Source organism: Pantoea agglomerans (assembly GCF_020149765.1).
Classification (GTDB): Bacteria; Pseudomonadota; Gammaproteobacteria; order Enterobacterales; family Enterobacteriaceae; genus Pantoea; species Pantoea alvi.
Genome location: NZ_CP083809.1, coordinates 446173 through 471752, shown reverse-complemented (window position 1 = coordinate 471752; position 25580 = coordinate 446173). Strand labels below are relative to the sequence as shown.

General features: G+C 60.3%; 30 protein-coding genes and 1 other RNA gene. 16 read left to right on the top strand and 15 right to left on the bottom strand.

The annotated features are described in order from the left end of the window. The first annotated feature begins 59 nt into the window (after positions 1-59). From LB453_RS04765 to LB453_RS04715, 11 genes are all read left to right on the top strand, one after another. Complete coding sequence (locus LB453_RS04765; protein WP_103794539.1) at positions 60-1364, top strand: MFS transporter; 1305 nt, start codon at positions 60-62, stop codon at positions 1362-1364. 111 nt (positions 1365-1475) lie between these two features. Further along, positions 1476-2249, top strand: a complete 774-nt coding sequence (gene exuR, locus LB453_RS04760; protein ID WP_103794538.1) for a transcriptional regulator ExuR — start codon at positions 1476-1478, stop codon at positions 2247-2249. A gap of 322 nt (positions 2250-2571) precedes the next feature. Then, positions 2572-3249 carry a DedA family protein gene (locus LB453_RS04755; RefSeq protein ID WP_103794537.1) on the top strand — a complete coding sequence of 226 codons (678 nt, stop codon included), beginning with the start codon at positions 2572-2574 and terminating at the stop codon, positions 3247-3249. Beyond that, on the top strand, positions 3246-3608 hold the full coding sequence (gene mzrA, locus LB453_RS04750) for an EnvZ/OmpR regulon moderator MzrA (protein ID WP_103794536.1): 363 nt from the start codon (positions 3246-3248) through the stop codon (positions 3606-3608). The genes LB453_RS04755 and mzrA overlap by 4 nt, the downstream gene beginning before the upstream one ends. 178 nt (positions 3609-3786) lie before the next feature. Beyond that, complete coding sequence (locus tag LB453_RS04745) at positions 3787-4161, top strand: DUF1090 domain-containing protein (RefSeq protein ID WP_103794535.1); 375 nt, start codon at positions 3787-3789, stop codon at positions 4159-4161. A 36-nt stretch (positions 4162-4197) separates the two neighbouring features. Further along, on the top strand, positions 4198-4503 hold the full coding sequence (locus LB453_RS04740) for a YqjD family protein (RefSeq protein ID WP_048784365.1): 306 nt from the start codon (positions 4198-4200) through the stop codon (positions 4501-4503). 2 nt (positions 4504-4505) lie between these two features. Beyond that, positions 4506-4904, top strand: a complete 399-nt coding sequence (locus LB453_RS04735) for a phage holin family protein (RefSeq protein ID WP_199187292.1) — start codon at positions 4506-4508, stop codon at positions 4902-4904. After that, positions 4901-5191 carry a YqjK-like family protein gene (locus LB453_RS04730; protein ID WP_103794533.1) on the top strand — a complete coding sequence of 97 codons (291 nt, stop codon included), beginning with the start codon at positions 4901-4903 and terminating at the stop codon, positions 5189-5191. Before LB453_RS04735 ends, LB453_RS04730 begins: the two co-directional genes overlap by 4 nt. A 210-nt stretch (positions 5192-5401) precedes the next feature. Then, positions 5402-5815, top strand: coding sequence for a DoxX family protein (locus LB453_RS04725; RefSeq protein ID WP_103794532.1), 414 nt, complete (start codon positions 5402-5404; stop codon positions 5813-5815). A 75-nt stretch (positions 5816-5890) separates the two neighbouring features. Then, entirely contained in the window at positions 5891-6865 is a 975-nt protein-coding gene (locus LB453_RS04720) for a glutathione S-transferase family protein (RefSeq protein ID WP_103794531.1), read from the top strand. Positions 6866-6991: 126 nt separating this feature from the next. Further along, entirely contained in the window at positions 6992-7474 is a 483-nt protein-coding gene (locus LB453_RS04715) for a YlaC family protein (RefSeq protein ID WP_103794530.1), read from the top strand. On the opposite strand, the gene LB453_RS04710 is transcribed toward LB453_RS04715, so the two are convergent. The 3 genes from LB453_RS04710 to rsmI form a co-directional block, all read right to left on the bottom strand. After that, positions 7471-8874 carry a PLP-dependent aminotransferase family protein gene (locus tag LB453_RS04710; protein ID WP_103794529.1) on the bottom strand — a complete coding sequence of 468 codons (1404 nt, stop codon included), beginning with the start codon at positions 8872-8874 and terminating at the stop codon, positions 7471-7473. The genes LB453_RS04715 and LB453_RS04710 overlap by 4 nt on opposite strands. Positions 8875-9036: 162 nt before the next feature. Continuing rightward, positions 9037-9414, bottom strand: an RNA gene (gene rnpB, locus LB453_RS04705) — RNase P RNA component class A. Positions 9415-9447: 33 nt separating this feature from the next. Then, positions 9448-10311, bottom strand: a complete 864-nt coding sequence (gene rsmI / locus LB453_RS04700) for a 16S rRNA (cytidine(1402)-2'-O)-methyltransferase (protein ID WP_103794528.1) — start codon at positions 10309-10311, stop codon at positions 9448-9450. A gap of 62 nt (positions 10312-10373) precedes the next feature. Between rsmI and LB453_RS04695 the strand changes: the two genes are divergently transcribed. The 4 genes from LB453_RS04695 to dolP are packed head-to-tail and all read left to right on the top strand — an operon-like array spanning position 10374 to position 13973. After that, the gene (locus tag LB453_RS04695; protein ID WP_103794527.1) at positions 10374-12431 is read left to right on the top strand and encodes a penicillin-binding protein activator; all 2058 of its coding nucleotides are present in this window, start codon (positions 10374-10376) and stop codon (positions 12429-12431) included. Next, positions 12389-12784, top strand: coding sequence for a YraN family protein (locus tag LB453_RS04690; protein WP_103794526.1), 396 nt, complete (start codon positions 12389-12391; stop codon positions 12782-12784). Before LB453_RS04695 ends, LB453_RS04690 begins: the two co-directional genes overlap by 43 nt. A 14-nt stretch (positions 12785-12798) precedes the next feature. After that, positions 12799-13386: a DnaA initiator-associating protein DiaA gene (gene diaA, locus LB453_RS04685; protein WP_103794525.1), complete on the top strand. Its 588-nt coding sequence runs from the start codon at positions 12799-12801 to the stop codon at positions 13384-13386. A 14-nt stretch (positions 13387-13400) separates the two neighbouring features. Further along, positions 13401-13973 (top strand): division/outer membrane stress-associated lipid-binding lipoprotein, encoded by a 573-nt coding sequence (dolP, locus tag LB453_RS04680; RefSeq protein ID WP_103794524.1) that lies wholly within the window; start codon positions 13401-13403, stop codon positions 13971-13973. Between the two features lie 108 nt (positions 13974-14081). Here the strand turns inward: dolP and LB453_RS04675 are convergent, their stop codons facing one another. Continuing rightward, positions 14082-14786 carry a pirin family protein gene (locus tag LB453_RS04675; RefSeq protein ID WP_103794523.1) on the bottom strand — a complete coding sequence of 235 codons (705 nt, stop codon included), beginning with the start codon at positions 14784-14786 and terminating at the stop codon, positions 14082-14084. Between the two features lie 130 nt (positions 14787-14916). Here LB453_RS04675 and LB453_RS04670 point away from each other — a divergent pair, with 130 nt between their 5' ends. Next, the gene (locus tag LB453_RS04670; RefSeq protein ID WP_048784382.1) at positions 14917-15816 is read left to right on the top strand and encodes a LysR family transcriptional regulator; all 900 of its coding nucleotides are present in this window, start codon (positions 14917-14919) and stop codon (positions 15814-15816) included. Positions 15817-15859: 43 nt separating this feature from the next. Here LB453_RS04670 and LB453_RS04665 read toward each other — a convergent pair whose 3' ends face one another. From LB453_RS04665 to pmbA, 11 genes are all read right to left on the bottom strand, one after another. Further along, the gene (locus LB453_RS04665) at positions 15860-17770 is read right to left on the bottom strand and encodes a BglG family transcription antiterminator (RefSeq protein ID WP_103794522.1); all 1911 of its coding nucleotides are present in this window, start codon (positions 17768-17770) and stop codon (positions 15860-15862) included. Between the two features lie 130 nt (positions 17771-17900). After that, a complete protein-coding gene (gene dagF, locus LB453_RS04660; RefSeq protein ID WP_103794521.1) occupies positions 17901-18641 on the bottom strand; it encodes a 2-dehydro-3-deoxy-phosphogluconate aldolase in 741 nt (246 codons plus the stop codon). Next, on the bottom strand, positions 18638-19759 hold the full coding sequence (locus LB453_RS04655; protein ID WP_103794520.1) for a DgaE family pyridoxal phosphate-dependent ammonia lyase: 1122 nt from the start codon (positions 19757-19759) through the stop codon (positions 18638-18640). The genes dagF and LB453_RS04655 overlap by 4 nt, the downstream gene beginning before the upstream one ends. Then, the gene (locus tag LB453_RS04650) at positions 19743-20876 is read right to left on the bottom strand and encodes an amidohydrolase/deacetylase family metallohydrolase (protein WP_103794519.1); all 1134 of its coding nucleotides are present in this window, start codon (positions 20874-20876) and stop codon (positions 19743-19745) included. The genes LB453_RS04655 and LB453_RS04650 overlap by 17 nt, the downstream gene beginning before the upstream one ends. Positions 20877-20921: 45 nt before the next feature. Then, positions 20922-21563 carry a DUF4310 family protein gene (locus LB453_RS04645; RefSeq protein ID WP_103794518.1) on the bottom strand — a complete coding sequence of 214 codons (642 nt, stop codon included), beginning with the start codon at positions 21561-21563 and terminating at the stop codon, positions 20922-20924. A gap of 10 nt (positions 21564-21573) precedes the next feature. Further along, the gene (locus LB453_RS04640; RefSeq protein ID WP_033754938.1) at positions 21574-22350 is read right to left on the bottom strand and encodes a DUF4311 domain-containing protein; all 777 of its coding nucleotides are present in this window, start codon (positions 22348-22350) and stop codon (positions 21574-21576) included. A gap of 28 nt (positions 22351-22378) precedes the next feature. Further along, a complete protein-coding gene (locus LB453_RS04635; protein WP_103794856.1) occupies positions 22379-22678 on the bottom strand; it encodes a DUF4312 family protein in 300 nt (99 codons plus the stop codon). Beyond that, positions 22678-23037: an SFCGS family glycine-rich protein gene (locus LB453_RS04630; protein ID WP_103794517.1), complete on the bottom strand. Its 360-nt coding sequence runs from the start codon at positions 23035-23037 to the stop codon at positions 22678-22680. The genes LB453_RS04635 and LB453_RS04630 overlap by 1 nt, the downstream gene beginning before the upstream one ends. A gap of 21 nt (positions 23038-23058) precedes the next feature. Further along, positions 23059-23391 (bottom strand): glycine dehydrogenase, encoded by a 333-nt coding sequence (locus LB453_RS04625; RefSeq protein ID WP_224481604.1) that lies wholly within the window; start codon positions 23389-23391, stop codon positions 23059-23061. A 293-nt stretch (positions 23392-23684) separates the two neighbouring features. Continuing rightward, the gene (gene cybC, locus LB453_RS04620; protein WP_103794515.1) at positions 23685-24071 is read right to left on the bottom strand and encodes a cytochrome b562; all 387 of its coding nucleotides are present in this window, start codon (positions 24069-24071) and stop codon (positions 23685-23687) included. Between the two features lie 69 nt (positions 24072-24140). Beyond that, positions 24141-25481, bottom strand: a complete 1341-nt coding sequence (gene pmbA / locus LB453_RS04615) for a metalloprotease PmbA (protein WP_103794514.1) — start codon at positions 25479-25481, stop codon at positions 24141-24143. Positions 25482-25580: the final 99 nt, after the last annotated feature.

Sequence of the window (25580 nt, the reverse complement as noted above, 5' to 3'; positions counted from 1 at the left end):
TCCCGCTCCAGATAACAACAGCGGCAAGACCGCAAAGAGAACACTGGAAGAGGTAAAAGATGCGTAAGATTAAAGGGCTACGCTGGTATATGATCGGCCTGGTGACGCTGGGCACCGTGCTGGGTTATCTCACCCGCAATACCATCGCCGTCGCCGCACCGACGCTCCAGACCGATTTACATATCACCACCCAACAATACTCCTACATCGTGGCGGCCTACTCCGCCTGCTATACCCTTATGCAGCCGGTCGCCGGTTACGTGCTCGATCTGCTCGGCACCAAAGTCGGCTATGCCGTGTTCGCCGTGCTGTGGGCAATCTTCTGCGCTGCCACGGCGATGGCCGGCAGCTGGGGCGGATTCGCGCTGGCGCGCGGCGCGGTGGGCGCGGCGGAAGCGGCGATGATCCCGGCGGGGCTGAAGGCGAGCAGCGAATGGTTCCCGGCTAAGGAGCGCTCGATCGCCGTGGGCTACTTCAACGTCGGCTCCTCTATCGGCGCGATGCTGGCGCCGCCGCTGGTGGTGTGGGCGATCGTGGCGCACAGCTGGCAGATGGCGTTTATCATTACCGGCGTGCTGAGCCTGCTCTGGGCGATCTGCTGGCTGATCTTCTATAAACATCCGAAGCAGCAGACCAAACTCAGCGAGGAGGAGCGTCAGTACATTATTTCCGGTCAGGAAGCGCAGCATCAGACCGGCAACACGAAAAAAATGTCGGCGCGTCAGATCCTGCGCAACCGCCAGTTCTGGGGCATCGCGCTGCCGCGCTTCCTGGCGGAACCGGCCTGGGGCACCTTTAACGCCTGGATCCCGCTGTTTATGTTTAAGGTCTATGGCTTCAACCTGAAAGAGATTGCGCTGTTCGCCTGGATGCCGATGCTGTTCGCCGATCTCGGCTGCATCCTCGGCGGGTATCTGCCGCCGCTGTTTCAGCGCTGGTTCGGCGTGAACCTGATCGTGTCGCGCAAGCTGGTGGTCACCATGGGCGCGGTGCTGATGATTGGCCCCGGCACCATCGGCCTTTTCACCAGCCCTTATGTCGCTATCGCCCTGCTCTGCGTCGGCGGCTTCGCTCATCAGGCGCTCTCCGGCGCGCTGATTACCCTCTCCTCCGACGTTTTTGGCCGTAATGAAGTGGCGACCGCTAACGGGCTGACCGGCATGGCAGCCTGGACGGCCAGCACCCTGTTTGCGCTGGTGGTGGGCGCGCTGGCCGACACGCTGGGCTTCAGCCCGCTGTTCGCCGCGCTGGCGGTGTTTGATCTGCTGGGTGCCGTGGTGATCTGGACGGTGCTGCGTAATAAGCCAGTCTCTGAGCTGGAAAAAGAGGTGACGCCGCCGCAGGCCACCCCGCTACGCAGCTAATCGCGCTGATAAATCGGCAGGTAATGCGTCCCGCGCACGGAGTGCGCGGGACCTTTTATTTCATGCCCGCAAAGTGGTATAACAACTTTATTTGCGACACGAGAATGCCCTATGGAACTGACCGAACCTCGTCGACTTTATCAACAGCTCGCCAGCGATCTGAAAAGCCGTATTGAAACAGGCGTTTATCCTGTGGGCGACAAACTGCCCGCCGAACGCCTGATCGCGGAAGAGATGAACGTCAGCCGCACCGTAGTGCGCGAAGCGATCATCATGCTGGAGGTGGAAGGCTACGTCGAGGTGCGCAAAGGCTCCGGCATTCACGTTATCGCCAGCCAGCAGCAAAACCGGGTGATGACCTCCAGCCAGCTCGAGTTCGCCAGTTTTGGCCCGTTCGAACTGCTGCAGGCGCGCCAGCTGATTGAGAGCAACGTCGCTGAGTTCGCCGCGACCCAGGTGACGCGCCAGGACATTATCGAGCTGATGGCGATTCAGGAAAAAGCGCGTCAGGAAGATCATTTTCGCGATTCGCAGTGGGACATGCAGTTTCACGTGCGCATTGCGCAATCCACCCAAAACAGTGCGCTGGCGGCCATTGTCGAAAAAATGTGGCTGCATCGCCTGCATAACCCCTACTGGCTCAAACTCCATGAGCATATCGACCAGCGCAGTATCCTCAGCTGGTGCGACGACCACGATCAAATCCTCAAGGCGCTTATGCGCAAAGATCCCGCCGCCTGCAAACTGGCGATGTGGCAACATCTGGAAAATACTAAGCAGATGCTGTTTAACGCGACCGCCGATGACTTTGAATTTAATGTGGATCGTTATATGTTTGCCGAAAATCCCGTCATCCTGCCGGACGGCTCGAGCAATTCACATTGATTCTGCTACCTTTTCAGGCAGTAAAGTCAGTTAATCTGCAATAGTGTCAGGTCGTGTAAAGCTCCTTTTGACGGGCCGCGTCAAAGGGTAAAACTCCTGTGCGGCGGGCACATTCCCCTGTCTCAGACCTGTGATTTTTGTTACAGTTATCGACCCTTTCTTACCCTTTGCGACAGGGTTTAAAAATTCGCTGATTTAACAATCTATTCTGGAAGGATCCGGAAAGCCCTGCACAGACTGCGCTCCAAAAACAGATAACCAACCGCCGGTCTGCGCTTATGTCTTCTAAGACGCGTTAAACAATGATGTTCAGGAATGATTGATGGATATTTTGCATGCGTTGCTGCAGGCGTTGTGGCAACAGGATTATGAAACCCTTTCCGATCCAACGCTGGTATGGGCCATTTACGGCGTGCTCTTCTTGATCCTGTTTCTCGAGAATGGCCTGCTGCCCGCCGCCTTTCTGCCGGGCGACAGCCTGCTGATTCTGGTGGGGGTGCTGATCGCCAAAGGCACCATGAGCTTTCCGCTTACCGTGCTGGTGCTGACCACCGGCGCCAGCCTCGGCTGCTGGGTCAGCTATATTCAGGGCCGCTGGCTTGGCAACACGCCAACGGTGCAGAAATGGCTCTCCCATCTTCCCGCGCAGTATCACGCCCGCGCGCACAGCCTGTTTCATCGCCACGGGCTCTCTGCCTTGCTGATTGGCCGCTTTATCGCTTTTGTGCGCACCCTGCTGCCGACCATTGCCGGGCTTTCCGGGCTGGATAACGCGCGCTTCCAGTTTTTTAACTGGGTCAGCGCCCTGCTCTGGGTGCTGATTCTCACCGTATTCGGCTTTGCGCTGGGCAAAACGCCCATTTTCCGCCGCTATGAAGATGAGCTGATGTTCTGCCTGATGCTGCTGCCGCTGGTGCTGCTGGTGGTTGGCCTGGTGGGATCGCTGGTGGTGCTGTGGCGCAAGCGCCAGGCGAATCAGAACGGCAAGGGCGAGTCATGAAGATTTATGGCCTCTTTCGCCGCCGCATGATCCCCTGGCTGGCCCTCGGCACGCTGCTGCTGCTGGCGATCTGCCTGACGCCGACGCTGCTGCAGCACGAAAGCGTGGTGCAGATCCGCGTATCCCACGCCGGCGGCCCGCTGCCGGACGGCTTCTACCTCTATCAGCAGCTGACGGCTCAGGGCATTCGTATCAAAAGCATTACCCCTTCGGGCGATGCGCTGATTATTCATTTCGAAAACGAAGAGCAAAGCCTCGCCGCGCAAAAAGTGCTGCGCCGACTGCTGCCGGACGGCTTTGTCGTGGCCAGGCATCCCGACTCCGCTTCCGCCGCCTCGACAACGCTGAATATCTCCTGATCCGCCGTTGCCGTTCTGCGCTGACAGAACGGCAACAGAATAATCTGTATCCCCCCGTCTTTTTTGAACTTTTTACAGGCGCTGTCTATGCTTAGTGGATGGCTCAGCATCTGACACGCCAGGACGATGACGCTGTCCGCTCGCGGCAGGTCAGCAACAAAGGAAGGTAACAAGCCTGATGAAACATCAATTACTTCTTGGCCTCGCGCTGTTTTCTCTCTCAGGTTCGCTGATGGCGGCAGAATCGCTCTGTCAGCAGAAAGAGCAGGATATTCAGCATGAAATTGCGATGGCAAAACAGCATAACAATCAGCGTCGCGTTAATGGACTGGAGCGCGCCCTGACCGAAGTGCGCGCGAACTGTAGCGACAACAAACTGAAAGCCTCTCACCAGGCGCGCATCAAGGCGCAGCAAGAGAAAGTTGCTGAGCGCGAGCGCGAACTGAAAGAGGAGCGTCAGGATGGCGACGACAGGGACAAAATCGCCAAATGCGAACGTAAACTGGAAGAAGCACGCCAGGAGCTGAAAAAGTTACAGGCGGAGCCTTATTAACCCGGACTCAACCACTGAAGCTAAAAGGAACATTACATGTCAAAAGACACTTCATCAGAACATTTGCGTGCTGAGTTAAAAAATCTGGCGGACACTCTGGAAGAGGTGCTGAGCAGCACAACGGATAAGTCCAAAGGCGAACTGGATAAGCTGCGTCAGAAAGCGCGCGTCGCCCTCGACAGCTCGCGCGAGAAGCTGGGCGACTCCGGCGAATATCTGGCGCAGACCACGCGTGAAGCCGCGCAGAAAGCAGACGGCTACGTGCGTGAAAATCCCTGGCATGGCGTTGGCATCGGTGCGGCCATTGGCGTAGCGATCGGCATCCTGATTTCACGGCGTTAATTATGGCGGATTCTCAGCAGAGCCACGGCCCCGGCAAAGGGGTCATCAACATTGGTCAGCGCATTGTTACTACGCTGGTCAGCATGGTCGAGACCCGCGTACGGCTGGCGGTGGTCGAGCTGGAAGCGGAAAAGGCCAACCTGATTCAGCTGCTGCTGATGGTTGGCCTGACCATGCTGTTTACCGCATTCGGGCTGATGAGCCTGATGGTGTTGATTATCTGGGCCGTTGACGCACAGTATCGCCTGATGGCGATCGGCATCACCACCGGCGTTCTCTTTCTTCTGGCGATTATCTTCGGCCTGTGGAGCCTGCGTAAATCGCGCCAGTCCACGCTGCTGCACCATACGCGCAAAGAGCTGGAGACCGATCGCAAGCTGCTGGAGGATGACCACGTATGAGCCGCAGCAAACTGGAACGTGAAGCGCGCATTCATGAGTTACTCGGCGAAGTTCAGCAGCAGCGGCTCGACCTGAGCGCGAGCCGCCGCGACTTCCTGCTCAGCACGGCGCAGTACGATCGCGGCTGGCTGACGTTCCTCAGCATGCGGCGCTATCTGGCAATCGGCAGCAGCGCATTAGCTATCTGGTCGGTGCGCAGCCCGAACAAATTTATGCGTCTGATTAAGCGCGGGTTCGGCGTCTGGAGCACCTGGCGCATGCTGAAAGCAGCACTGCCGCAGCGCTGATCCCCTCTCTGCATTCAGCCGGTGCGAAACCACCGGCTTCGCTTCATCAGATTTCCTGAATAACACCTACAGAATATCTCGCTTACAACCTTTCCACTGCGCGACTATTATCTCCAGCTATCAGCTCAGCAAACGGCAACAGCGCCTTTTGCCGGGAATTATCCCACGCAGGCGCGATTGCCCTGCCGAAAATCTAGCCTGGAGTTAATGATGAAAAAATTCGAAGATACTGGTCTGCTGCTGGCGCGCATCTTAATGCCAATCCTGTTTATCACGGCCGGCTGGGGCAAAATTACCGGCTATGCTGGCACGCAGCAGTATATGGAAGCGATGGGCGTGCCGGGCTTTATGCTGCCGCTGGTGATCCTGCTCGAATTTGGCGGCGGCCTGGCGATCCTGTTTGGTTTTCTGACCCGTTTTACCGCGCTGTTTACCGCCGGTTTCACTATCCTGACGGCGTTCCTGTTTCACAGCAACTTCGCGGAAGGCGTGAACCAGCTGATGTTTATGAAAAACCTCTCTATCGCAGGTGGTTTCCTGGTACTGGGCCTGGTGGGTCCGGGCGCCTACAGCATCGACCGTCTGCTGCGTAAGAAAGCTGCGCCGGCTGCGGCGCTGCGTTAAGCACACATCTGGCGTAATGCCACATATACTTAGCAGGGCGAGGATACTCCTCGCCCTGTTTGCACTGGAGGCGATATGGGCCAACTGATTGAGGGTGTCTGGCACGACACCTGGTACGACACCAAATCAACCGGCGGACGCTTCAAGCGCACTGAAGCGGTCTGGCGCAACTGGGTGACAGCGGACGGCAGCGCCGGCCCGACGGGCAAGGCGGGCTTTAAAGCCGAGCGCGATCGCTATCATTTGTACGTTTCTCTCGCCTGCCCCTGGGCGCACCGCACGCTGCTGATGCGTCAGCTCAAAGGGCTGGAGTCGATGATTGACGTCTCCGTGGTGCATCCGTTGATGCTGGAGAACGGCTGGACCTTCGACGACGATTTTCCCGACGCCACCGGCGACAAGCTCTATCAGAACGAATTTCTCTATCAGCTCTACCTGCATGCCGATCCGCACTACAGCGGACGCGTGACGGTGCCTGTGCTGTGGGATAAGCAGCAGGGCACCATCGTCAGCAACGAATCGGCGGATATTATTCGCATGTTCAACAGCGCCTTTGACGCCGTCGGCGCGCGCGCCGGGGATTACTACCCGCCTGCCCTGCGCGAGAAGATCGACGAGCTGAACGGCTGGATTTACGACACGGTTAACAACGGCGTCTACAAATCGGGCTTCGCGACCTCGCAGGCGGCCTATGATGAGTCGGTGACCGCGCTATTCCATTCGCTGTCGCGTCTGGAGCAGATTCTGGGGCAGCATCGCTATCTGACCGGCGATCGGCTGACCGAAGCGGATCTGCGCCTCTGGACCACGCTGGTGCGTTTCGATCCGGTCTACGTCACCCATTTTAAGTGCGATCGCCACCGCATCGGCGACTATCTCAATCTGAGCGGCTTTCTGCGTGATATCTACCAGATGCCGGGCATCGCCGAGACGGTGAACCTGCCTCATATCCGCCATCACTATTACGTGAGCCATAAAACCATCAACCCGAACGGCGTGATTTCGCTGGGCCCGGCGTTTGACTGGGATGAGCCGCACGGGCGCGGCTAAACGCACGCGCCGTTCTTACGGGACGGCGCGCTGCACAACTGTTATAAAAATTCTGCGCGTTTCTGTCTCTCCTCCGGCTAGCGGTTATCTGTTCTACTGAGCAGAAAAATGACGGTGAGGTGAACAATGGACGCCATTAAACAAATCTTAATCGACGAAATCGCGACGCTTAATCGTGAAGAGCGCCGTGACAACCGGCCGCGGTTTAGCTTCTCTTTTCTGAAAACTCATCCCGGCCTCTGGGCGCTGATGTATCTCTGCTACGCTCTCTGCGTGGCGCTGATCTTCTCTACCGAGATGCTGGGCTGGCCCGCCTTCTGGTTCGCCACCCTGTTCGTGCTGGTGATGAGCTTTCTGATGCTGCTGGATATCAACCCGAAATATCGCTTCGAGGATATCGACGCGCTGGATCTGCGCGTCTGCTATAACGGCGAGTGGTACTACGTGCAGCCGGTCTCTGAAGGCAGCGTGAAAAAGATCCTGAATCTGCCGGACGCGCCGGAAGAGGTGAAGAGCGGCATTCATCGCCTGCTGCAGCAGAAAGGCGAAGTGGATTTCTATGACGTCTACTATCTGACCTGGGGCCACCGGCAGGCGGCGCAGGTTTAATCTCTCTGCTGGTCGGCAATCAGCCGACCCAGCGTTTCGATCGCCGCTTCGGCGCGCGTATCCCACGGCCAGGCGGCGTTGATGCGAAAACAGTGGGTAAACTCTTCGCCCGCTGAAAACAGCCGCCCCGGCGCAATGCTGATCCCCTGCTGCAACGCCTGTTGATAGAGCTGCGTGGTGTCATAGCCGCGCGGCAGCGTCACCCACAAAAAGAAGCCTCCCGGCGAATCGCTCACGCTGGCACCCTCCGGCAGCGCACGGCAGAGCGCCTGACGCACCCACTCTTTGCGCCGCGCCAGCGTCTGCCGCAGCTTTTTCAGATGGGTATCGTAGCGGCGCGTAGCGAGAAAGTCCGCCAGCGCCAGCTGCATCGGCGCGCTGGTAGAAAGCGTGCTCATCAGCTGCAGACGCTGGATGCGCTGGGCGTGCTGTCCCGCCGCGACCCAGCCGACGCGAAACCCCGCCACCAGGCATTTGGAAAAAGAGCCGCAGTGCAGCACGTCCCCGCCGCGATCCCAGTATTTCGCCGGATGCGGCGCGTCAGCGCCCGCCCAGAGTTCGGCGTAGACATCATCTTCAATCAGCGGCACCTGATAGCGCGCCAGCAGCGCTACCAGCTGCGCCTTGCGCGTGGGCGAAAGCGTCACGCCGAGCGGATTTTGCAGCGTGGTCATCAGCCAGCACGCCTTTACCGGCCAGCGCTGCAGCGTCTCCTCCAACTGCTGCATATCGATGCCCTGCTGCGCGTCGCTCGGCACCGCGAGCGCTTTAAGCTTTAACCGCTCGATCGCCTGCAGCGCGCCATAGAAGGTCGGCTGCTCGACAACCACGTAGTCGCCGGGCTCGGTCAGCGCCTGCAGGCTGAGATTAAGCGCTTCCAGCGCGCCGTTGGTAATGACGATTTCATCCGGCGACAGCGTGATGCCCTGCCGCGCGTAGCGCTGCGCCAGCATCTGTCGCAGCGCCGCATTGCCGGGCGGCAGGTTATTGAGCGCGTCGAGCGGCGTCAGCTGATGGGAGACGTTGGTCAGCGAGCGCATCAGCTGACGCTGCGGGAAGAGTTCGGGATCGGGAAAGGCGGAGCCAAACGGGACAATCGCCGGATCGCGGATCGCCTGCAGCACGTCGAAGACGAAGTTGTTGATATCGACCTGCTCGCTGAGCGCCACCTGCGCCGGCGCGGTTTGCAGCGCGCGCGGCGCGACGTAGTAGCCGGACTGCGGCCGCGAGACGATCCAGCCCTGGCTCTCCAGCACCTCGTAGGCGTGCATCACCGTCATCAGGCTCAGCCCGTGCTGCGCCACCTGCTGACGCAGCGACGGCAGCTTCGTGCCCGGCGGCCAGATGCCCGCCTCGATCTGCTGCTGAATCTCATCCGTCAGTTGCTGGTATTTCGCCACGGGCTGCTCCTTCTGTTGCCGGGGCGCAGTTTAGCATGGCGAGGCGCCGGTGTGCCGTCGTCAGATCCTGAGAAGCGTGCAATGGGGCGATAAAGCCACAAGGGATAAGGCATCAGCCAGCAGAAAGCAAAAACCCCGCTTGCGCGGGGTCTTCACCTGAAAAGTCGAAACTGACCGATAAGCCGGGTTCTGTCGTGGACAGTCATTCATCTAGGCCAGCAATCGCTCACTGGCTCAAGCAGCCTACCCGGGTTCAGTACGGGCCGTACCATGCGAACCCCTATTTGGCCTTGCTCCGGGTGGAGTTTACCGTGCCGCGAACTGTTACCAGACGCGCGGTGCGCTCTTACCGCACCCTTTCACCCTTACCTGATCCCATAAATGGGCCATCGGCGGTTTGCTCTCTGTTGCACTGGTCGTAGGCTTGCGCCCCCCAGGCGTTACCTGGCACCCTGCCCTATGGAGCCCGGACTTTCCTCCCCTCTGCCCGTCTCCCTACAAGAGGGACGACGACAAAGCGGCGACTGTCTGGTCAGCTTCGGCGCAGGATATTAGGGCATTCAGCCCCATTTGTCACGCCTCTTGCTGATCGAGGGCAAAGCGATAGAGCGCATTTTTCTTCACGCCGTGGATTTCCGCCGTCAGCGCCGCGGCCTTTTTCAGCGGCAGCTCTTTCTGCAGCAGCGCCAGGGTGCGCAGCGCATCGGCGGGCAGCGCCTCTTCATCCGCCTTATGCCCTTCGACGATCAGCACCATTTCACCTTTGCGGCGATTCTCATCCTCTTTGATCCAGGCGAGCAGCTCGCCCACCGGCGCGCCGTGAATCGACTCCCAGGTTTTGCTCAGCTCGCGCGCCAGCACCACGTAACGATCGGCGCCCAGCTCGTTCGCCATATCCTGCAGGCTGTCGAGCAGACGGTGGGTGGACTCGTAGAAAATCAGGGTGCGCGGCTCCTGTGCCAGCGCGCGCAGCGCGTCGCAGCGCGCCTTGGTTTTGGCGGGCAGAAACCCTTCGTAACAGAAACGATCGGACGGTAATCCGGCGGCGCTTAATGCTGTGACGGCGGCGCAGGCACCGGGCAGCGGCACGACGCGAATGCCCGCCTCGCGGCAGCGGCGCACCAGATGGTAGCCCGGATCGTTGATTAGCGGGGTACCGGCGTCGGAAACCAGCGCAATGCTCTGCCCTTGCTGTAGCTTCGCCAGCAGCAGTTCGGCCTTCTGCTGTTCATTGTGGTCGTGAAGTGCGAAGAGCCGCGCAGCGATGGCGAAATGTTGTAGCAACAGTCCGGTATGACGTGTATCTTCCGCTGCGACCAGATCGACGCCCGAAAGCACCGTCAGCGCCCGCTGGGTGATATCACCCAAATTACCAATCGGGGTTGGAACGATGTAGAGCGTGCTGGCAGAAATCTCTGCCCGATCGAGTTGTTTCATTGTTTCATCCGAATTGCCGATTTAATATTGAGCATCTTGAAAAAAACATCACTGGATACAGTATGCTTCCTTCAAAAGTCGTTCGTCATAAAGCAGGACGCTTTGTGCCTGTCCTTCTTGCTGGGCTGATTTTAGCCGCCTGTAGCGGTCAGGGGCCGCAAACCTCAAACGTAAATATTCAGGGGCCCATTACCGGCGGGTCTGATTACTATCTGCAGCAAGTGCAGCAAAGCAGCGATGATAGCAGGACAGACTGGCAATTACTTGCCATCCGTGCCCTGATGAAAGAAGGAAAGTATCCTCAAGCCGGCCAGCAGCTGAACCTGCTGCCGAGCCAGCTCAGCGACACGCAACAGCAGGAGCTGCTGCTGCTTAAATCGCAGTTCCTGTTTAGCCAGCAGAACGTGCCAGGGGCGACGCAGCTGCTGAATCAGGTCAAGGTGGACGATCTGTCGAAAGAGCAGCAGGCGCGCTACTATGGCCTGCAGATCGCCGCCGCGCAGGGCAAACCCTCGCTGACGCTGCTGCGCGCCTATATTGCGCAGGAGCCGCTGCTGAGCGGCGACGATCGTCAGAAAAACATCGACGCCACCTGGCAGACGCTGACGCAGATGACGCCGCAGGAGGCGAGCAGCCTGGTGATCAACGCCGATGAAAACACCCTGCAGGGCTGGCTGGATCTGCTTAACGTCTGGCGCGCCAACGCGCAGGACGGCGAGATGCTGAAGTCCGCCCTGAAAGACTGGCAGACGCGCTATCCGCAAAACCCGGCGGCTAAAACCCTGCCGACGCCGCTGAGCCAGGCGCAGAACTACACCAAAGCCTCAACCAGCACTATTGCGCTGCTGCTGCCGCTGAACGGTCAGGCGCAGGTTTTCGCCAGCGCCATTCAAAAAGGCTTTAACGATGCGAAAAATGGCGCGCTGAACGCCGCGCCGCAGCCTGCCGCACAGCCCGCGACCCAGTCGGCCGCCGCGGATAGCGCGCAGCCTGCGAACCCGCCAGCTGCCGCGGAAAGCGCGCCAGCCGGTGAAGCCAACGCCGTGGTCAGCCCGGCTGCCGCCGCCATCACGCCAGAGGCGGCCCAGCAGCCCGCTGCCGCACAGCCTCAGCCAGCGGCCAGCGCGCCCTCCAGCAGCGCTCAGGTCAAGGTGTACGACACCAGCAGCCAGTCGATTCAGCAGGTTATGCAGCAGGCGCAGCAGGATGGCGCGACCCTGGTGGTCGGCCCGCTGCTGAAAAATAATGTCGAAACGGTCGCCAACAGCCAGACGCCGCTCAACGTGCTGGCGCTCAACGCGCCGGAGCAGATCCAGAACCATCCGAATATTTGCTATTTTGCGCTTTCTCCTGAAGACGAAGCGCGCGATGCCGCGCACCATATGTGGAACCAGGGCAAGCGCCAGCCGCTGCTGCTGGTGCCGCGCAGCAGCTTCGGCGATCGCGTGGTCAACGCCTTTGCGCAGGAGTGGCAGAAGCTGGGCGGCTCGGCGCCGCTGCAGCAACGCTTCGGCTCGACCGCTGAGCTGAAACAGGGGATCAACAGCGGCGCGGGCATTACGCTGAGCGGCACGCCGGTCAATGTCCAGCCTGCCGCAGCTGACTCCCAGGGCGTGACTATTGCCGGACTGAATATTCCGGCGCCGCAGCAGCAGAGCGAGCCGGCGGCAGCGAGCGGCGGCGGCGTCGATTCGGTCTATATCGTCTCGACGCAGGATGAGCTGCAGCTGATCAAGCCGATGATCGCTATGCGCACCGGCAGCCGCAGCGCAGCCTCGCTCTACGCCAGCTCGCGCAGCTATCAGGCAGGCGCTGGCCCGGACTTCCGTCTGGAGATGGAAGGCCTGCAGTTCAGCGATATTCCGCTGCTCTCGGGCCGTAATCCGGCGCTGATGCAGCGCGCGGCGCAGTCGTTCAATAACGACTACTCGCTGGTTCGCCTCTATGCGATGGGCATCGACGCCTGGACGCTGGCGAACAGTTTCAACCAGATGCGCCAGACGCCGGGCTTCACCATCGACGGCAATACCGGCAAGCTGAGCGCGAATCAGGATTGCGTGATCAACAGGACGTTGTCATGGAGCCAGTATCGTCAGGGCGAGATCGTTCCCGCCTCCTGACCACTCGGCGCCTCGGCGCTGAACAGGAACAGCGCGCCCGGCGCTATTTAGAGCGCGCCGGGCTGCGCTGGGTCGCCAGCAACGTGACTTATCGCGGCGGCGAGCTGGATCTCATCATGCGCGACGGCGCATGCTGGGTATTCGTAGAGGTGCGCTACCGGCGCGATGCGCGCTACGGTGGCGCGCTGGCCAGCGTGACTCGCCTCAAACGGCAAAAGCTGCTGCGCGCCGCCGCCCTCTGGCTGGCCCAGCGCGGCGGCAGTTTTGATACGGTGGATTGCCGTTTCGACATCATCGCCATTACCGGTACGGCGCTGGAGTGGCTGCCCAATGCCTTTAATGCAGACGTATAGAACCAGGTGGTCGTGTGCAGGACAGAATTAAAGCGTGTTTTACTGAAAGTATTCAAACCCAGATTGCCGCCGCAGAAGCGCTGCCGGATGCCATTTCCCGCGCCGCGATGACGCTGGTGCAGTGCCTGCTTAACGGCAATAAAATCCTCAGCTGCGGCAACGGCGCATCGGCCGCCAACGCGCAGCATTTCGCCGCCAGCATGATCAACCGCTTCGAGACCGAGCGCCCCAGCCTGCCTGCGCTGGCGCTCAGCGCGGACAACGTGATGCTGACGGCGATCGGCAACGATCGTCAACACGATGAAATCTACGCCAAACAGGTACGCGCGCTGGGTCAGACCGGCGACGTCCTGCTGGCAATCTCCACCCGCGGCAACACGCGCGATATCGTTAAAGCGGTGGAAGCCGCGGTTACCCGTGATATGACCATCGTTGCGCTTACCGGCTATGACGGCGGCGAGCTGGCGGGCCTGCTCGGCCCGCACGACGTGGAAATTCGCATTCCGTCGCACCGCAGCGCCCGCATCCATGAGATGCATATGCTGACGCTGAACTGTCTGTGCGATCTGATTGATAACACCCTGTTTCCCCACCAGGAATGACTGAAGGAGCAAACATGAAAGCATTGAACGCTGTCGCTATCCTGTTAACCGCTATGCTGTTGCAGGGCTGCGTTGCCGTCGTCGCCGGCGGCGCGGCCGTCGCCACTAAAACCGCCACCGATCCGCGCACCGTCGGCACCCAGGTTGATGACGGCACGCTGGAGCTGCGCGTCAGCAACGCGCTGGCGAAAGATCAGCAGATTAAAAGCGACGCGCGCGTTATCGCCACCGCCTATCAGGGCAAAGTGCTGCTGACCGGCCAGGCGCCGTCGCAGGATATCGCCAGCCGCGCGAAGCAGATCGCCATGGGCGTTGACGGCGCAACCGAGGTCTACAACGAGATTCGCATTGGTCAGAAGGTCAGCCTTGGCACCTCGTCGTCGGATACCTGGATCACCACCAAAATTCGCTCGCAGCTGCTGGGCAGCGATCAGGTGAAATCATCGAACGTGAAGGTGACCACCGAGAACGGCGAAGTGTTCCTGTTAGGTCTGGTGACCGAGGAAGAGGCGAAGGCGGCGGCGGATATCGCCAGCCGGGTGAGCGGCGTGAAGCACGTGACCACCGCGTTCACCATGCTGAAGTAAGCGAGCCTCTTCTCCGCTCATCTGTTCACTGGCGGAGAAGAGGAGACGCAGAGCCACGGATAAAACCCGCGGCAACAGATGCAAAAGGGCGGCTCTGGCCGCCCTTTTTTACACCGGTATATCGATCACCAGCGCCCGCGTCGCGGTTTTTGCCCGCAGCCGGATCTGCTGCTCCTCCTGCAAAAACGCCCCGTCGCCACAGCCCAGCTTCTCATGACGATCCTCGTGCGTCACCGCCTCCAGCGAGCCGTGAATCGACTGCAGATAGGCGCGCGGCCCGCGCAGCGTCAGCGACTGCTCTTCGCCCGGCGCCAGCAGCAGCTGATGCACCCACACCTGCTGACGCAGCTGCAGGCTGTTGCCCGCGCCGTCCGGCGAGGCGATCAGCTGCAGATGGCCATGCTCCGACAGCGCGATCTTTTGCAGCGTCGGGTTTTCCCGCTCGGGACAGGCGGCCAGCCAGATCTGCATGCGCGTCAGCGGCTGATCCTTACGCAGGTTGATTTCGCTGTAGCTGACGCCCTGCTGCGTGGCAAGCAGCAGCGCTTCGCCCTCGCGCGCGACGATATGGTTGCCTTCGCTGTCGCGGTACTCCGCCTCGCCCTGCAGCACGATATTCAGCACGTCGACCTGTGGATAGGTGCGCGGCTGAAAGGCGGCCCCTGGCGCCAGCACTTCCTGATTCAGCACCCGTAGCGAGGCGTAGCCCATTAATTTGGGATCGAAATAGTGACCAAAAGAGAAACTGTAGCGTGCCTGCAACCAGCCAAAATCGGCCTGACCGCACGCGGACGCACTGCGCGTCGTTATCATAATTTACCTCCAGCTCGCTGCGGCAGAGAGCGGCCGCAGACTTGATACCCATTATGGTAAAAGGCTGGACGCCGTATTGTTAGCCAGTTAATCTGCCGTGCATATTCAAATTTCCTGAAAGAGAGTTCGGATGGCTAAAGAGCGTGCCTTAACCCTTGAAGCGCTGCGCGTTATGGATGCAATCGATCGCCGCGGCAGTTTTGCGGCGGCGGCGGACGAGCTGGGGCGCGTCCCGTCGGCGCTCAGCTACACCATGCAAAAGCTGGAAGAGGAGCTGGATGTGGTGCTGTTCGACCGCTCTGGCCACCGAACGAAATTCACCAACGTCGGGCGCATGCTGCTGGAGCGCGGGCGCGTGCTGCTGGAGGCGGCAGACAAGCTCACCACCGACGCCGAAGCGCTGGCACGCGGCTGGGAAACCCACCTGACTATCGTCACCGAAGCGCTGGTGCCGACCGACGCCCTCTTCCCGCTGGTAGAGAAGCTGTCGGAAAAAGCCAACACCCAGATTTCATTGATCACCGAAGTGCTGGCGGGCGCGTGGGAGCGGCTGGAGCAGGGCCGCGCCGATATCGTCATCGCCCCGGATATGCACTTCCGCGCCTCCACCGAAATCAATACCCGCAAGCTCTACACCATGATGAGCGTCTATGTCGCCAGCGCTGACCACCCTATTCACAACGAGCCGGAACCCCAGTCGGAGGTGACGCGCGTGAAGTATCGCGGCATTGCGGTGGCCGATACGGCGCGCGAGCGCCCGGTGCTGACGGTGCAGCTGCTGGATAAACAGCAGCGTCTGACGGTCAGCAGCATGGATGACAAGCGCCGCGCGCTGCTGGCGGGGCTGGGCGTCGCTACCATGCCCTATTCGCTGGTGGAGAAGGATATAGCGGAAGGTCGGCTGCGCGTCGTCAGCCCGGAATATACCCGCGAAGTCGATATTATTATGGCGTGGCGCCGCGACAGCATGGGCGAAGCCAAAGCCTGGTGCCTGCGCGAGATCCCGCGTCTGCTGGCGAAAAAAAGCTAGTCGCCCAACGGCACCAGATTACCTCAGAGACGGGAGCCGGCTATTACAGCCGCCCCAGACACTCAATCGCCACCGCCTTGAAGGCGGCAAAATCCTGGCTGTCACGCAGCCGGGTCATCGCCCTTTCGCGCATAAAGGTCACGAAGAGATCGTAGATCGCCATCGCCTCTTCATACTCGCTTTTACTGATCGCCAGCAGGAAGATCACCGACGCGGTATCGTCGCCCCACGCGATGCCCTGCGGTGCCAGCACCGTATAGACCACGGTCTTTTTCGCCAGCAGGCCGAGCGAGTGCGGCAGCGCGATGCCCTCGCCCAGCATGGTGCTGACGATCGCCTCGCGCTCCTCTACCGAGGGATAAAAGCTCGCGTCGACAAACCCCTCCGCCTCCAGCTGGTCGCACAGCTGACGAAACAGCTGCGACTGCGTCATCGGCTTATCGACGATCAGGAAGTGCTGCGCGTCGAAAAACTTCTCCAGCATATAGGGGCGGGTGCGATCCACCAGCACCAGCTTGCCGATCTGCTCCAGCTGGAAGCCGGTGGGAAACGGCGATATCACCACCACCGGCTTATCCTTCTCGCTTAGCCGCGTGGTAGAGATAACGAAATCTTCGTCGATGCGCGTGCGCGCCTCATAGTCGCGCTGCGACAGCCGACCGGTGACCTGCAGCTGCGGATATTTGCGCAGCAGCATCGCCTCAATCATCCGCAGCGTGGAGTTGCCGCTGTCGCACACCAGCAGCACCTGCGGACGGCGCTGGTAGCCGACGTCGTAGTGGCGCTCCAGCCCGACGCCGATATGCAGCACCAGAAAGCCGATCTCATTCTCGCTGATAACGTAAGGCGTGTATTTGCCCCAGCTGGAGACCGCCGCCAGCGTCACGTCATAGGCCATCGGGTAGTGCTGTTTGATATTGCTCAGCAGCGGATTAGGGATATGGATCTGATAGCGCACGCGGGTGATCATGGTTTTAATGTGCGTCAGCAGATCGGCGCGCAGCTGTTCGTCGCCCTGCAGGTTGTAGTTGTAGTGGGTGTTGATATAGCTCAGCAGATAGTCCACCAGCGCGTCGGCGTCATCGGCGTTGATGGTGCTCGGCGCCACCTCCTGCATCTGGCGCGCCGCAATATTGACGCGTAGCCAGCCCTCTTCCGCCGGCGACACCGGCTTGCCCACCAGCGGCCGCAGCAGATTAATCAGCTCGTGCGCCGCCTCGCGTACGTCCAGCCCGACATCCTCCGCGCCGGGATCGCTCAGCGGATAGCCTTCGCTGATGCGCCGCACCGCCACGGCGCAGTAGAGGCGCAGATAGCGCTCCCCCTCGTCGCTGAGGCGAACGTTATGGCGCGTCAGGCACTGCTGCAGCAGCGGACGCAGCGTCTCCAGAATATTGCTGTGCAGCGCTTCAATGGTGATCAGCGGGCTGTCGGCCTGCTCCTGATCGATCTGCCACAGCAGATCGGTCAGGCAGGTGCGGATCGCCACTTCGCTGCCGAACAGCTTCATGCCGTAGTGGGGCTTGCTCTCGATAGTCAGGTGATAGCGCGCCAGCCACTCGCGCACCTCGGTCATATCGTTTTGCAGCGTGGCGCGGCTGACGAACCACTCATCGGCCAGATCCTCCAGCTTGAGCGACCAGGCGGCGGTCAGAAAGCGCGTCAGCATATAGCGCACCCGTTCGGCAGAGGTGCGCGGCACGCGCAGCGGCGAACGGCTTTGCCGCTCCAGACGCTGGAAGCGCTGCGCGTCGTCGATTTTAAGCTGATAGCCCGCGCCGCGGTTGAGCACGAACTGCGCGCCGTGCTCTGCCAGCAGCGCGTTCAACGCGCTGATATCGGCGCGCACGGTGCGCGTTGAAACGGCGAAGCGCCGCGCCAGCTCATCCTGAGGCAGCGTTTCGTTTTGCAGGGCGTCAAACAGTTGCGCAAGGCGTTGATTTGGAAATCTCACGGCGGTCTACCTGTTACGGCGCTGGCATGCATTCAGCGGCATCATGTCGAAAAATAGCAGCCTAAAGCGAACGGCCCGTGACGTCCAGGCAAGCGCCGACGCCCGGTGAAGCGCGCCGGCTTGCCTGCCGTTACGGCAGCAGTTTTTTGCAAATGGCCAGCAGCTGGCGCACATCTTCGACGCGCGTGTCGCCGCTGGCGGGATCGATAATAGAGCTGTAGACGTGCGGGATGATTTTACTGACGCCCGCCTCCAGCGCGATGCGCAGGATCGCTTCAACGTTATCGAGATCGATGCCGCCGGTCGGCTCCAGCCAGAAGTCATGCGCCGCGCACGCCTGAGCGACGGCGCGGTACTCGTCCACCGCCTTTAGCCCGCCCATCGGGAAATATTTCACCGAGCTGCCGCCCATGTCCTTGAGCAGCGCGATGGCGCTCTCAATCGGCACCAGCGCGTCTCTGCCCTGCGAGCTGAGCGGGCCGGTGGAAATTTTTACCACGCCCGGTATGCCGGACGGCGAAATCAAACCGTTGACCACGGTTTGCGACTGGCCCAGCAGCGCGCGGCTGGTGGCGACGCCGGTAAAGACCTGGTTTACATGCTGCGGCTGCAGCACGGCGGAAATCTCGCTCACCATTTTTGACTGATTCGGGTCGCCCGCGCCGAGTCCCACCGAGAGCGCATTGTCGATCAGCGCGGCATAGTCGCGCATATCGGCGATAGCCGCTTCGTTGCTGCTGTAGTTCTTTGACAGCACGCCCACCAGCACGTGCCCTTCCGCCGCTTCCCAGATGGCGCGCGCGTTGGCTTTCGATCCGGCCAGCACGTTAAGGCACAGGCGATCCTGATAGAAATTGGGGGTCAGCTTCATGCGGTTGTTCCTCTGTTCAACAGCGTCTGAATCGAGGTGAAGATAGTGTGCAGCTGCGCCGCGCTGACGCTGCGCACATCCGCCTCGATAATGCCTTCATTGGCTTTGTAGCCGCGAAAATAGATAGCGGTCTCGCCGTTCTTCAGCGCCTGCACGATATCGCCGGTACGCTGGCCGATGGCCGCCTCATCAAACTTGATTTCAGCACGGGCGATATCGCGCCCCGCCGCATCCCATACCACGCGGGCGCTTACCCCCTGCAGCTGGTTAAGGTTGTTGATAAAGGGGGTCATCTTCTCCACCATCTGTGCGCCGCTGGTTTTTTCCTGGTGCAGATAGTTTTCAATCGCCTGAGTCAGGCCGAGAATGCCCTCTTTGCCTACCTTCATCGCCCGGCCGATGCCGTTGCTCTGTCGCTTCACCCACTCCACGGGCTGCGCTCTGCCGATCACCAGCCCGCTGGTCGGCCCCTCAATCGCCTTCGCGCCGCTGTAGATCACCAGATCGGCGCCGTACTGGTAGTAGCACTGCAAATCCTCTTCGGCGGCCGCGTCGACGATCAGCGGCACGCCGTGTTTGCGCGCCACAACCGCCGCCTGCTCGACGCTGAGGTGGCTTTTCTGCACGCAGTGATGGGATTTCACGTAGAGGATAGCGGCGGTCTGCGGCGTAATCGCCGCCGCCAGCTGCTCGGGCGAACACTCGTTGCTGTAGCCCGCCTCCACCAGACGCCCGCCCCCCAGCGCCACCATGCTGCCCACCGGCGCGCCGTAGTTAACGTTGTGGCCTTTCGGTACCACGATGTGGTGCGGCACCTCAAGCGGCGCGGCGTGCAGATTATCCAGCAGCCAGTCATTCTCTTTAACGATCACCGCCGCCACGCACTGGGCGATGCCCGCCGAGGCGCAGGAGACCACCACCGCGTTTTCCACCTTCAGCAGCTGCGCGATATACGCGCCGGTCTTGTTGACCAGATCTTTCATTTCAAAATAGTGGCTGAGGCCGCTCTGCACGGCGTCGACCACCTCTGCCGATGGCGTAGAGACGCCGAGGATCGTCATGCGGCCAGAGGCATTAATAACCGGCTTCAGGCCATATTTTTCATAGATCGAAGACATTGGCTTTCCCTTCTTCTGTCAGGAACCACTCGCCCGCCACCACGGCGGCCAGCGGCGTAAGATGTTTCTCTCCGACAACCTGCTCGCCTTCCGAATCAACGAACAGGCGCGGCGCGTCGGTCACGCTGAAAAGGGTGAGATCGGCGTCGAAACCGACCGCCAGACGCCCCTTGCGCGCCAGGCGCAGCCCGTCCGCCGCCTTCCAGGTGACGCAGTCGATCACCTGCTGCAGCGTCATGCCAACGCTAAAAAATTTCGACATGACGTGCGCCAGGCTATGCACTGGGCCATTGAGACGGTTGCGGCAGTAGATATCCGAGCTGATGGTGTCGGGCAGAATGCCCTGCGCGATGGCGACGCGCGCCACCTCGAAGCTGAAGCTGGCGCTGCCGTGGCCGACATCCATCTTTACGCCGCGCGCGATGGCGTTCTGTACCGAGGCTTTGAGTTGGCCCTGCGGCGTCAGCACGCGGTTGGGCTTGCCGTTAAAACAGTGGGTGATGATATCGCCCGCGCTGAGGCGATCGGCGATCTCCGCCAGATCCGGCGGGTTATTGCCGATATGCACCATCAGCGGCAGATCCCCCGCCTGTTTCTGGATCGCTTTGGCTTTGATCAGCGGCTGAATGCCGTTTTCACCGACCACGCTGCTGCTCATACGCGCCTTCAGGCCGACGATAAAGTCGGGCAGCCGCTCAACGGCCTGCTGCACCGCGTCGCCGTCGATCTGCTGCATATCCGCCAGCTCGTTCTGCGTCACAATGCCGGTGCGTGCGATGTTAATCAGCGCGTAAACCTGGGTGCTGGCAGCGCGGGTAATGGCATAAAAATCATCGATATGGTCAGCGCCGGTGCTGCCCGCGTCGATCACCGTAGTCACGCCGGAGGCGACGCCGATCGCGTCCGGCTCATCGTGGTAGATGGGCGATTTGGGGTAGCAGTGGACGTGAGAATCGATCCAGCCCGCGCTGACGTAGCAGCGTCCGGCCAGATCGCGTTCGCTTTTCGCTTCGCCCTGCAGGCTGTCGCCGATGGCGGCGATTTTGCCCTCCTGCAGCGCAATATCCACCTGCCGCTCATCCGTCAGCCGCGCGCGGCGAAGAATCAGATCGAACATAGCAACTCCTTAACGCGGCGGCCCGCTGGCGAGCCGCCGCCAGCTTCAGATAGCGACCGGAAAAATCGCGCCGAGGATCATGGCGCCGAGGATAGCGCCGCCGGTGATCGGCTTGTTCCAGAGATAGAACAGCAGCGCGCCGAGCAGCGATCCCAGGCCAATTGGGATCGAGGCCGCCATCGCGGAAAGAATGATCAGCGGCCCTAAAAAGCGGCCGGAGGCGTTGCCCGCGCCCATCATTACGTCCGCACCGTAGGTCGAGTCGCTCTGGTTAATGGTGAACTTACGCGCCAGGATGATGACGTAGCCAATCGCCAGGCCAATCACCAGACCGGTCACCAGCGAGGCGGCGAAGTTAGCCACCGGAAAGACGATGCCCGCGCCCAGCAGCAGCGCCGGCACGCCGAGGCCGACGCCGGTCTGGATGGCGCCGCCGATGTCGAGGATGCCCACCAGCGAGCCTTCGATAATGCGCGCAAAAAGAAAGCTCGCGCCGAAGGCCGCCACGGCGCCATAGACGCCGGTTTCCATGCCGGCGCGCAGCATCGATACAAACGCCACTTCGTTAAACGCCCCGATGCCGTAGAGGTAATACATATGCGTACCGGCGAATACGCCCGACGAGAGCAGGCCAACAAAGATCGGGAAAGACCAGTCGGCGTACCAGAAGCCTTTATTTTCAGTCATATCGTTACCCTTACTTGCCGCTCAGAGAGTTGTGGATCGCGTCGAGCCAACCGGGAATGCCTAACTGGAAGGACTGCAGCAGTTTCATATCGAAGCCGCGGAAGAAGCCGCTCAGCACGAACAGCAGCACGATCGCCACCATCATCACTTTGGTCACCTTGTTCCAGCCGCTCTCCTCGACGCCTTTGCCGATCAGGATGCCGAGCACCAGGCCTGGCACGGCGTTGCCCATAATCAGCTGCGCCAGACCGCCGAAAATCGTTGCCCAGAAGCCCGATTTTTTCCCGGCGTCGATGGCCGCCAGCCAGAAAATCACCGGCATCACGGTGTTAACCAGCAGGTTGGCCGCCGGCACCAGCACTTTTACCGCCGTCACCTGCAGCGCGGCCGGTACCGCCGAGGCGGTGGAGTTGAGAAAGGCGACGACGATCATGCCGATAATGCCGCAGGCGATGGCCATCTTTTTCGGGTCGTGCAGGGTTTCGGCCAGATTACGGTTTTTCACCATCAGCGCGGCCGCGCCCCAGTTAGGAATGATGCGGTGGTCGACATCCTGAGTGAAGGAGCCTGCCGCGACGGATGATGCCCAGGCATTGAAGAAAAAGCCGAGACCAAAGGAGAAGTGCGAGGCGGGATCGCCCTCGCAGGAGTTAAGCTCGCCCAGCGTACGGAACGCGCCCATCCCCTGCGACGTCGGCGCGTGGAACATGCGCGCCGCACCGGCGCCAACGCCCACACCTACCAGCCCCCCAATGATCAACGACTTAAACAAAATGATTAAAAACATGTTTTTTTACCTTTGTTGTCGTCTGTTTTTACGGTGCCGCCGTGAAGGTCACCTTCCCGGTATCAATCACGGTGACGCTGACGGATATCTCCAGCTCGACGCTGTAGTTCCGCCGCTGGCGCGCCAGAAAGAAGAACAGGAACTTCTCCGTTTTGACGCTCTCCTGCGCGCGCAGCACCCGAACATCCAGGGGTTCGATGCGCAGCAGAATCTTTTGCGTCGCGCGCAGAACCTGGCTCTGCACGCGACTCAGGGCATCGGCAAACGCTTTCTCTTTACTGTCGCCTTTGCCCTGCACCGTCACCTGAGTAACGTATTGTTCTTTCATCATTCGCTGCCGTGCTTCTTGTTCCAGGCCTGCACCAGCCGCTCGCCCAGCTCCTCTTTGTCCATAAAGCCGAAGCCGAGCACGCTGGCGCCTTCGTTAATGGCGGTGACGCCTTCGTCAACGGATCGCATGCCGTGGCGCGCCTTGTAGCCATATTTGTTCTGCGCAGTGATGGCACCAGCGCCGCCGCTGCCGCAAAAGGAGATGCCAAAGTCGGCGTTCTCCGCCTTCATGACGTCACCCAGCTTCATATCCGCCGCGACGCCCGGCACCACCACGGCGCGACCGCCCGCCTTTTCCACGCCCGCCGCCACTTTCTGTCCCTTACCTAAACGATCGCCAATCACTACGGTTACCATGATGATTTCCTCTTTATACAGTCAGTTAGATCGAGCCACTTCGATATGGACGGAGAGAAGCCAGGCCTCTTCGCGCGGCAGGTTGCCGAACAGATCGACCACCTGCTGCGCCAGCTGCATGGTCTCCGGCGAAATATCTTCAAACAGCTCCGCTTCCACCTCGGGAAGGGGTTCGCCGGTTAACGAGCGCAGCGCCATGGCGCGTACGTGCGACGCCAGCATCTGCTGCTGCACCGCGTTGGGTGCGATATCGTGTTGGGCGTAGATCGCCGCGATTTGCGCCATCACCTTGTCGGTCAGGGCCTGAATCTCTTCCGGCGTTGCCTGCCGAACCGAAGCTCCGTTACTGCTCACCTTGCTACTCCTGTTCACGAAAATTCGCGTTACGAATAAATTACGGCGTCGCGCGCCGGAAGTGCAGACGCACTTTTTCCGCATGGAAGTGGAAATCGCAGGGCAGGCTGTGCGCCAGATCGCAGGATGCACAGATTGTGTGACAGCGACCGCTTTATGCACGGACTTAAAAGCAAATTGCCGGTAGCAAAAGAGAAATGTGCGTACCGAGGCGCGCGGCGCGGCGGGAAAGCGGCTGGAGATAAGAAAAGCTGATGACGCGGCTGAGCCGGTCGCGCGGACCGGCTTGAGGATCAGCGGAATTTTTTATGATTGGCGTTGCGGATATCCGCCAGCTTTTTCGCTTCGGCTCTGGCGCCGTCCAGATTGTTGGCCTGCGCCAGCTTGTCGACCACGTCGATCTGCGCAATCAGCGAGTTCAGCCCGGCGTGGTAATCCTTGATCGGCGCGCTGTCGGCCGGCTGACCTTCAAGCTTCTCCGGCGTCGATTTTTTCGCGTCCTGCGCCGCCTGACGCATGTCGCCCAGCGCTTTATGCATCTCCTGCGCGTCATCGGTTTTCATCACGGTATTTAGCCCGTCTTTTAGCGTATCCATATCATTTTCTAAATCCGCCGCGTACAGGCTGGCGCTTCCAGACAACAAGGAGAGAGATAACATTGCAATCACACGCTTACGCATCGGTATATCCTTTTTATTGTGGGTAAAAAAAAAGCAGCCAGAGCGGCTGCTTTCAGGAAGCGGGTTTTATTATTGGCCGGCGATTTTCATCTCCGGCAGCAGCACCGAACCACATTGTATGTTGCTGCGGGTTTCAATGTCGTTACCGACCGTGACGATATTGCGCCACATATCCTTGAGATTTCCTGCAATAGTGATCTCGCTCACAGGATACTGAATTTCGCCGTTCTCCACCCAGTAGCCGGCCGCACCGCGCGAGTAGTCGCCGGTAATGGCGCTGACGCCTTGTCCCATCAGTTCGGTAACCACCAGGCCGCGTCCCATCTGCTTCAGCAGATCCTCAAAGCTGCTGCCCTGTCCGGCGATGCGCCAGTTATGGATGCCGCCGGCGTGGCCGGTGCTTTTCAGGCCCAGCTTGCGCGCCGAGTAGCTGGTCATCAGCCAGGTTTGCAGCACACCATCCTTCACGATATCGCGCGCCTGGGTACGGACGCCTTCGCTGTCGAACGGCGTTGACGCCAGGCCCTTCAGCAGATGCGGCTGCTCCTGAATGGTGAGCCATTCCGGCAGGATCGGCTGGCCGAGCGCGTCAAGCAGGAAGGTCGATTTACGGTAGACGCTGCCGCCGCTGATGGCGCCGACCAGATGGCCAAACAGGCCGGTGGCAACTTCCGGCGCGAAAATCACCGGCGCTTTCATCGTAGAGAGCTTGCGCGGTGCCAGACGCGACAGCACGCGACGGGCGCACTCGCCGCCAACCCAGTCGGGGCTTTGCAGATCCTCAAAGGCGCGGCCGATGGTATAGGCGTAGTCGCGCTCCATATTGCCGTCCTGCTCGGCGATAACGGAGCTGGAGAGGGAATGACGGCTGGAGCAGTAGCTCTGCAGCATGCCGTGGCTGTTGCCGAAAACTTTAATGCCGACGTGGCTGTTGAAGCTGCCGCCTTCGGTATTGGTAATGCGCGGATCCGCTTTTAGCGCCGCCTGCTCCGCCTGCGCGGCGAGTTCAATGGCGCGATCGGCGTCGATCTCCCACGGATGGTAGAGATCGAGATCCGGGGCGTCGAACGCCAGCAGATCGGCATCCGCCGGGCCAGCATAAGGATCCGTCGAGGTGTAGCGCGCGATATCGATCGCCGCCTGCACGGTACGCCCGATCGCCTCTGGGCTGAGGTCGGTAGAGGAGGCGCTGCCCTTGCGGTTCTGATGATAAACGGTGATGCCGAGCGCGCCGTCGCTGTTGAACTCGACGTTCTCCACTTCGCCGTAACGGGTGCTGACGCCGATTCCGGTGGTTTTGGTCACTGCCACTTCCGCGCCGTCGGTGCTGGCCTTCGCCAGATCGAGCGCCTGCGCCACTGCCTGTTCCAACACTTTTCGCTGTTCTGCAACCTGAGTAGATACGTTCATCGGCCTGCCGTCTAATCTTATGTATGAAAGTTTTGAGTCTATCAGAGTCAGAGAACAATTTCGCAGTCACCCGATAAACTGATAGGATTAGCCTCTTTT

Bases quoted from the DNA above. Each gene is read 5' to 3' on its own strand.
- LB453_RS04690 (WP_103794526.1), top strand. From the start codon at position 12,389: ATGGAGCCAGTATCGTCAGGGCGAGATCGTTCCCGCCTCCTGACCACT.
- LB453_RS04645 (WP_103794518.1), bottom strand. From the start codon at position 21,563: ATGACTGAAAATAAAGGCTTCTGGTACGCCGACTGGTCTTTCCCGATC.
- LB453_RS04715 (WP_103794530.1), top strand. From the start codon at position 6,992: ATGGACGCCATTAAACAAATCTTAATCGACGAAATCGCGACGCTTAAT.
- LB453_RS04630 (WP_103794517.1), bottom strand. From the start codon at position 23,037: ATGGTAACCGTAGTGATTGGCGATCGTTTAGGTAAGGGACAGAAAGTG.
- LB453_RS04670 (WP_048784382.1), top strand. From the start codon at position 14,917: ATGGCTAAAGAGCGTGCCTTAACCCTTGAAGCGCTGCGCGTTATGGAT.
- exuR (WP_103794538.1), top strand. From the start codon at position 1,476: ATGGAACTGACCGAACCTCGTCGACTTTATCAACAGCTCGCCAGCGAT.
- pmbA (WP_103794514.1), bottom strand. From the start codon at position 25,481: ATGAACGTATCTACTCAGGTTGCAGAACAGCGAAAAGTGTTGGAACAG.
- LB453_RS04740 (WP_048784365.1), top strand. From the start codon at position 4,198: ATGTCAAAAGACACTTCATCAGAACATTTGCGTGCTGAGTTAAAAAAT.
- dolP (WP_103794524.1), top strand. From the start codon at position 13,401: ATGAAAGCATTGAACGCTGTCGCTATCCTGTTAACCGCTATGCTGTTG.
- LB453_RS04695 (WP_103794527.1), top strand. From the start codon at position 10,374: ATGCTTCCTTCAAAAGTCGTTCGTCATAAAGCAGGACGCTTTGTGCCT.
- LB453_RS04655 (WP_103794520.1), bottom strand. From the start codon at position 19,759: ATGTCTTCGATCTATGAAAAATATGGCCTGAAGCCGGTTATTAATGCC.
- LB453_RS04640 (WP_033754938.1), bottom strand. From the start codon at position 22,350: ATGTTTTTAATCATTTTGTTTAAGTCGTTGATCATTGGGGGGCTGGTA.
- LB453_RS04725 (WP_103794532.1), top strand. From the start codon at position 5,402: ATGAAAAAATTCGAAGATACTGGTCTGCTGCTGGCGCGCATCTTAATG.
- LB453_RS04765 (WP_103794539.1), top strand. From the start codon at position 60: ATGCGTAAGATTAAAGGGCTACGCTGGTATATGATCGGCCTGGTGACG.
- LB453_RS04735 (WP_199187292.1), top strand. From the start codon at position 4,506: ATGGCGGATTCTCAGCAGAGCCACGGCCCCGGCAAAGGGGTCATCAAC.
- LB453_RS04745 (WP_103794535.1), top strand. From the start codon at position 3,787: ATGAAACATCAATTACTTCTTGGCCTCGCGCTGTTTTCTCTCTCAGGT.
- rsmI (WP_103794528.1), bottom strand. From the start codon at position 10,311: ATGAAACAACTCGATCGGGCAGAGATTTCTGCCAGCACGCTCTACATC.
- LB453_RS04755 (WP_103794537.1), top strand. From the start codon at position 2,572: ATGGATATTTTGCATGCGTTGCTGCAGGCGTTGTGGCAACAGGATTAT.
- LB453_RS04650 (WP_103794519.1), bottom strand. From the start codon at position 20,876: ATGTTCGATCTGATTCTTCGCCGCGCGCGGCTGACGGATGAGCGGCAG.
- LB453_RS04635 (WP_103794856.1), bottom strand. From the start codon at position 22,678: ATGAAAGAACAATACGTTACTCAGGTGACGGTGCAGGGCAAAGGCGAC.
- cybC (WP_103794515.1), bottom strand. From the start codon at position 24,071: ATGCGTAAGCGTGTGATTGCAATGTTATCTCTCTCCTTGTTGTCTGGA.
- dagF (WP_103794521.1), bottom strand. From the start codon at position 18,641: ATGAAGCTGACCCCCAATTTCTATCAGGATCGCCTGTGCCTTAACGTG.
- mzrA (WP_103794536.1), top strand. From the start codon at position 3,246: ATGAAGATTTATGGCCTCTTTCGCCGCCGCATGATCCCCTGGCTGGCC.
- LB453_RS04675 (WP_103794523.1), bottom strand. From the start codon at position 14,786: ATGATAACGACGCGCAGTGCGTCCGCGTGCGGTCAGGCCGATTTTGGC.
- LB453_RS04720 (WP_103794531.1), top strand. From the start codon at position 5,891: ATGGGCCAACTGATTGAGGGTGTCTGGCACGACACCTGGTACGACACC.
- LB453_RS04730 (WP_103794533.1), top strand. From the start codon at position 4,901: ATGAGCCGCAGCAAACTGGAACGTGAAGCGCGCATTCATGAGTTACTC.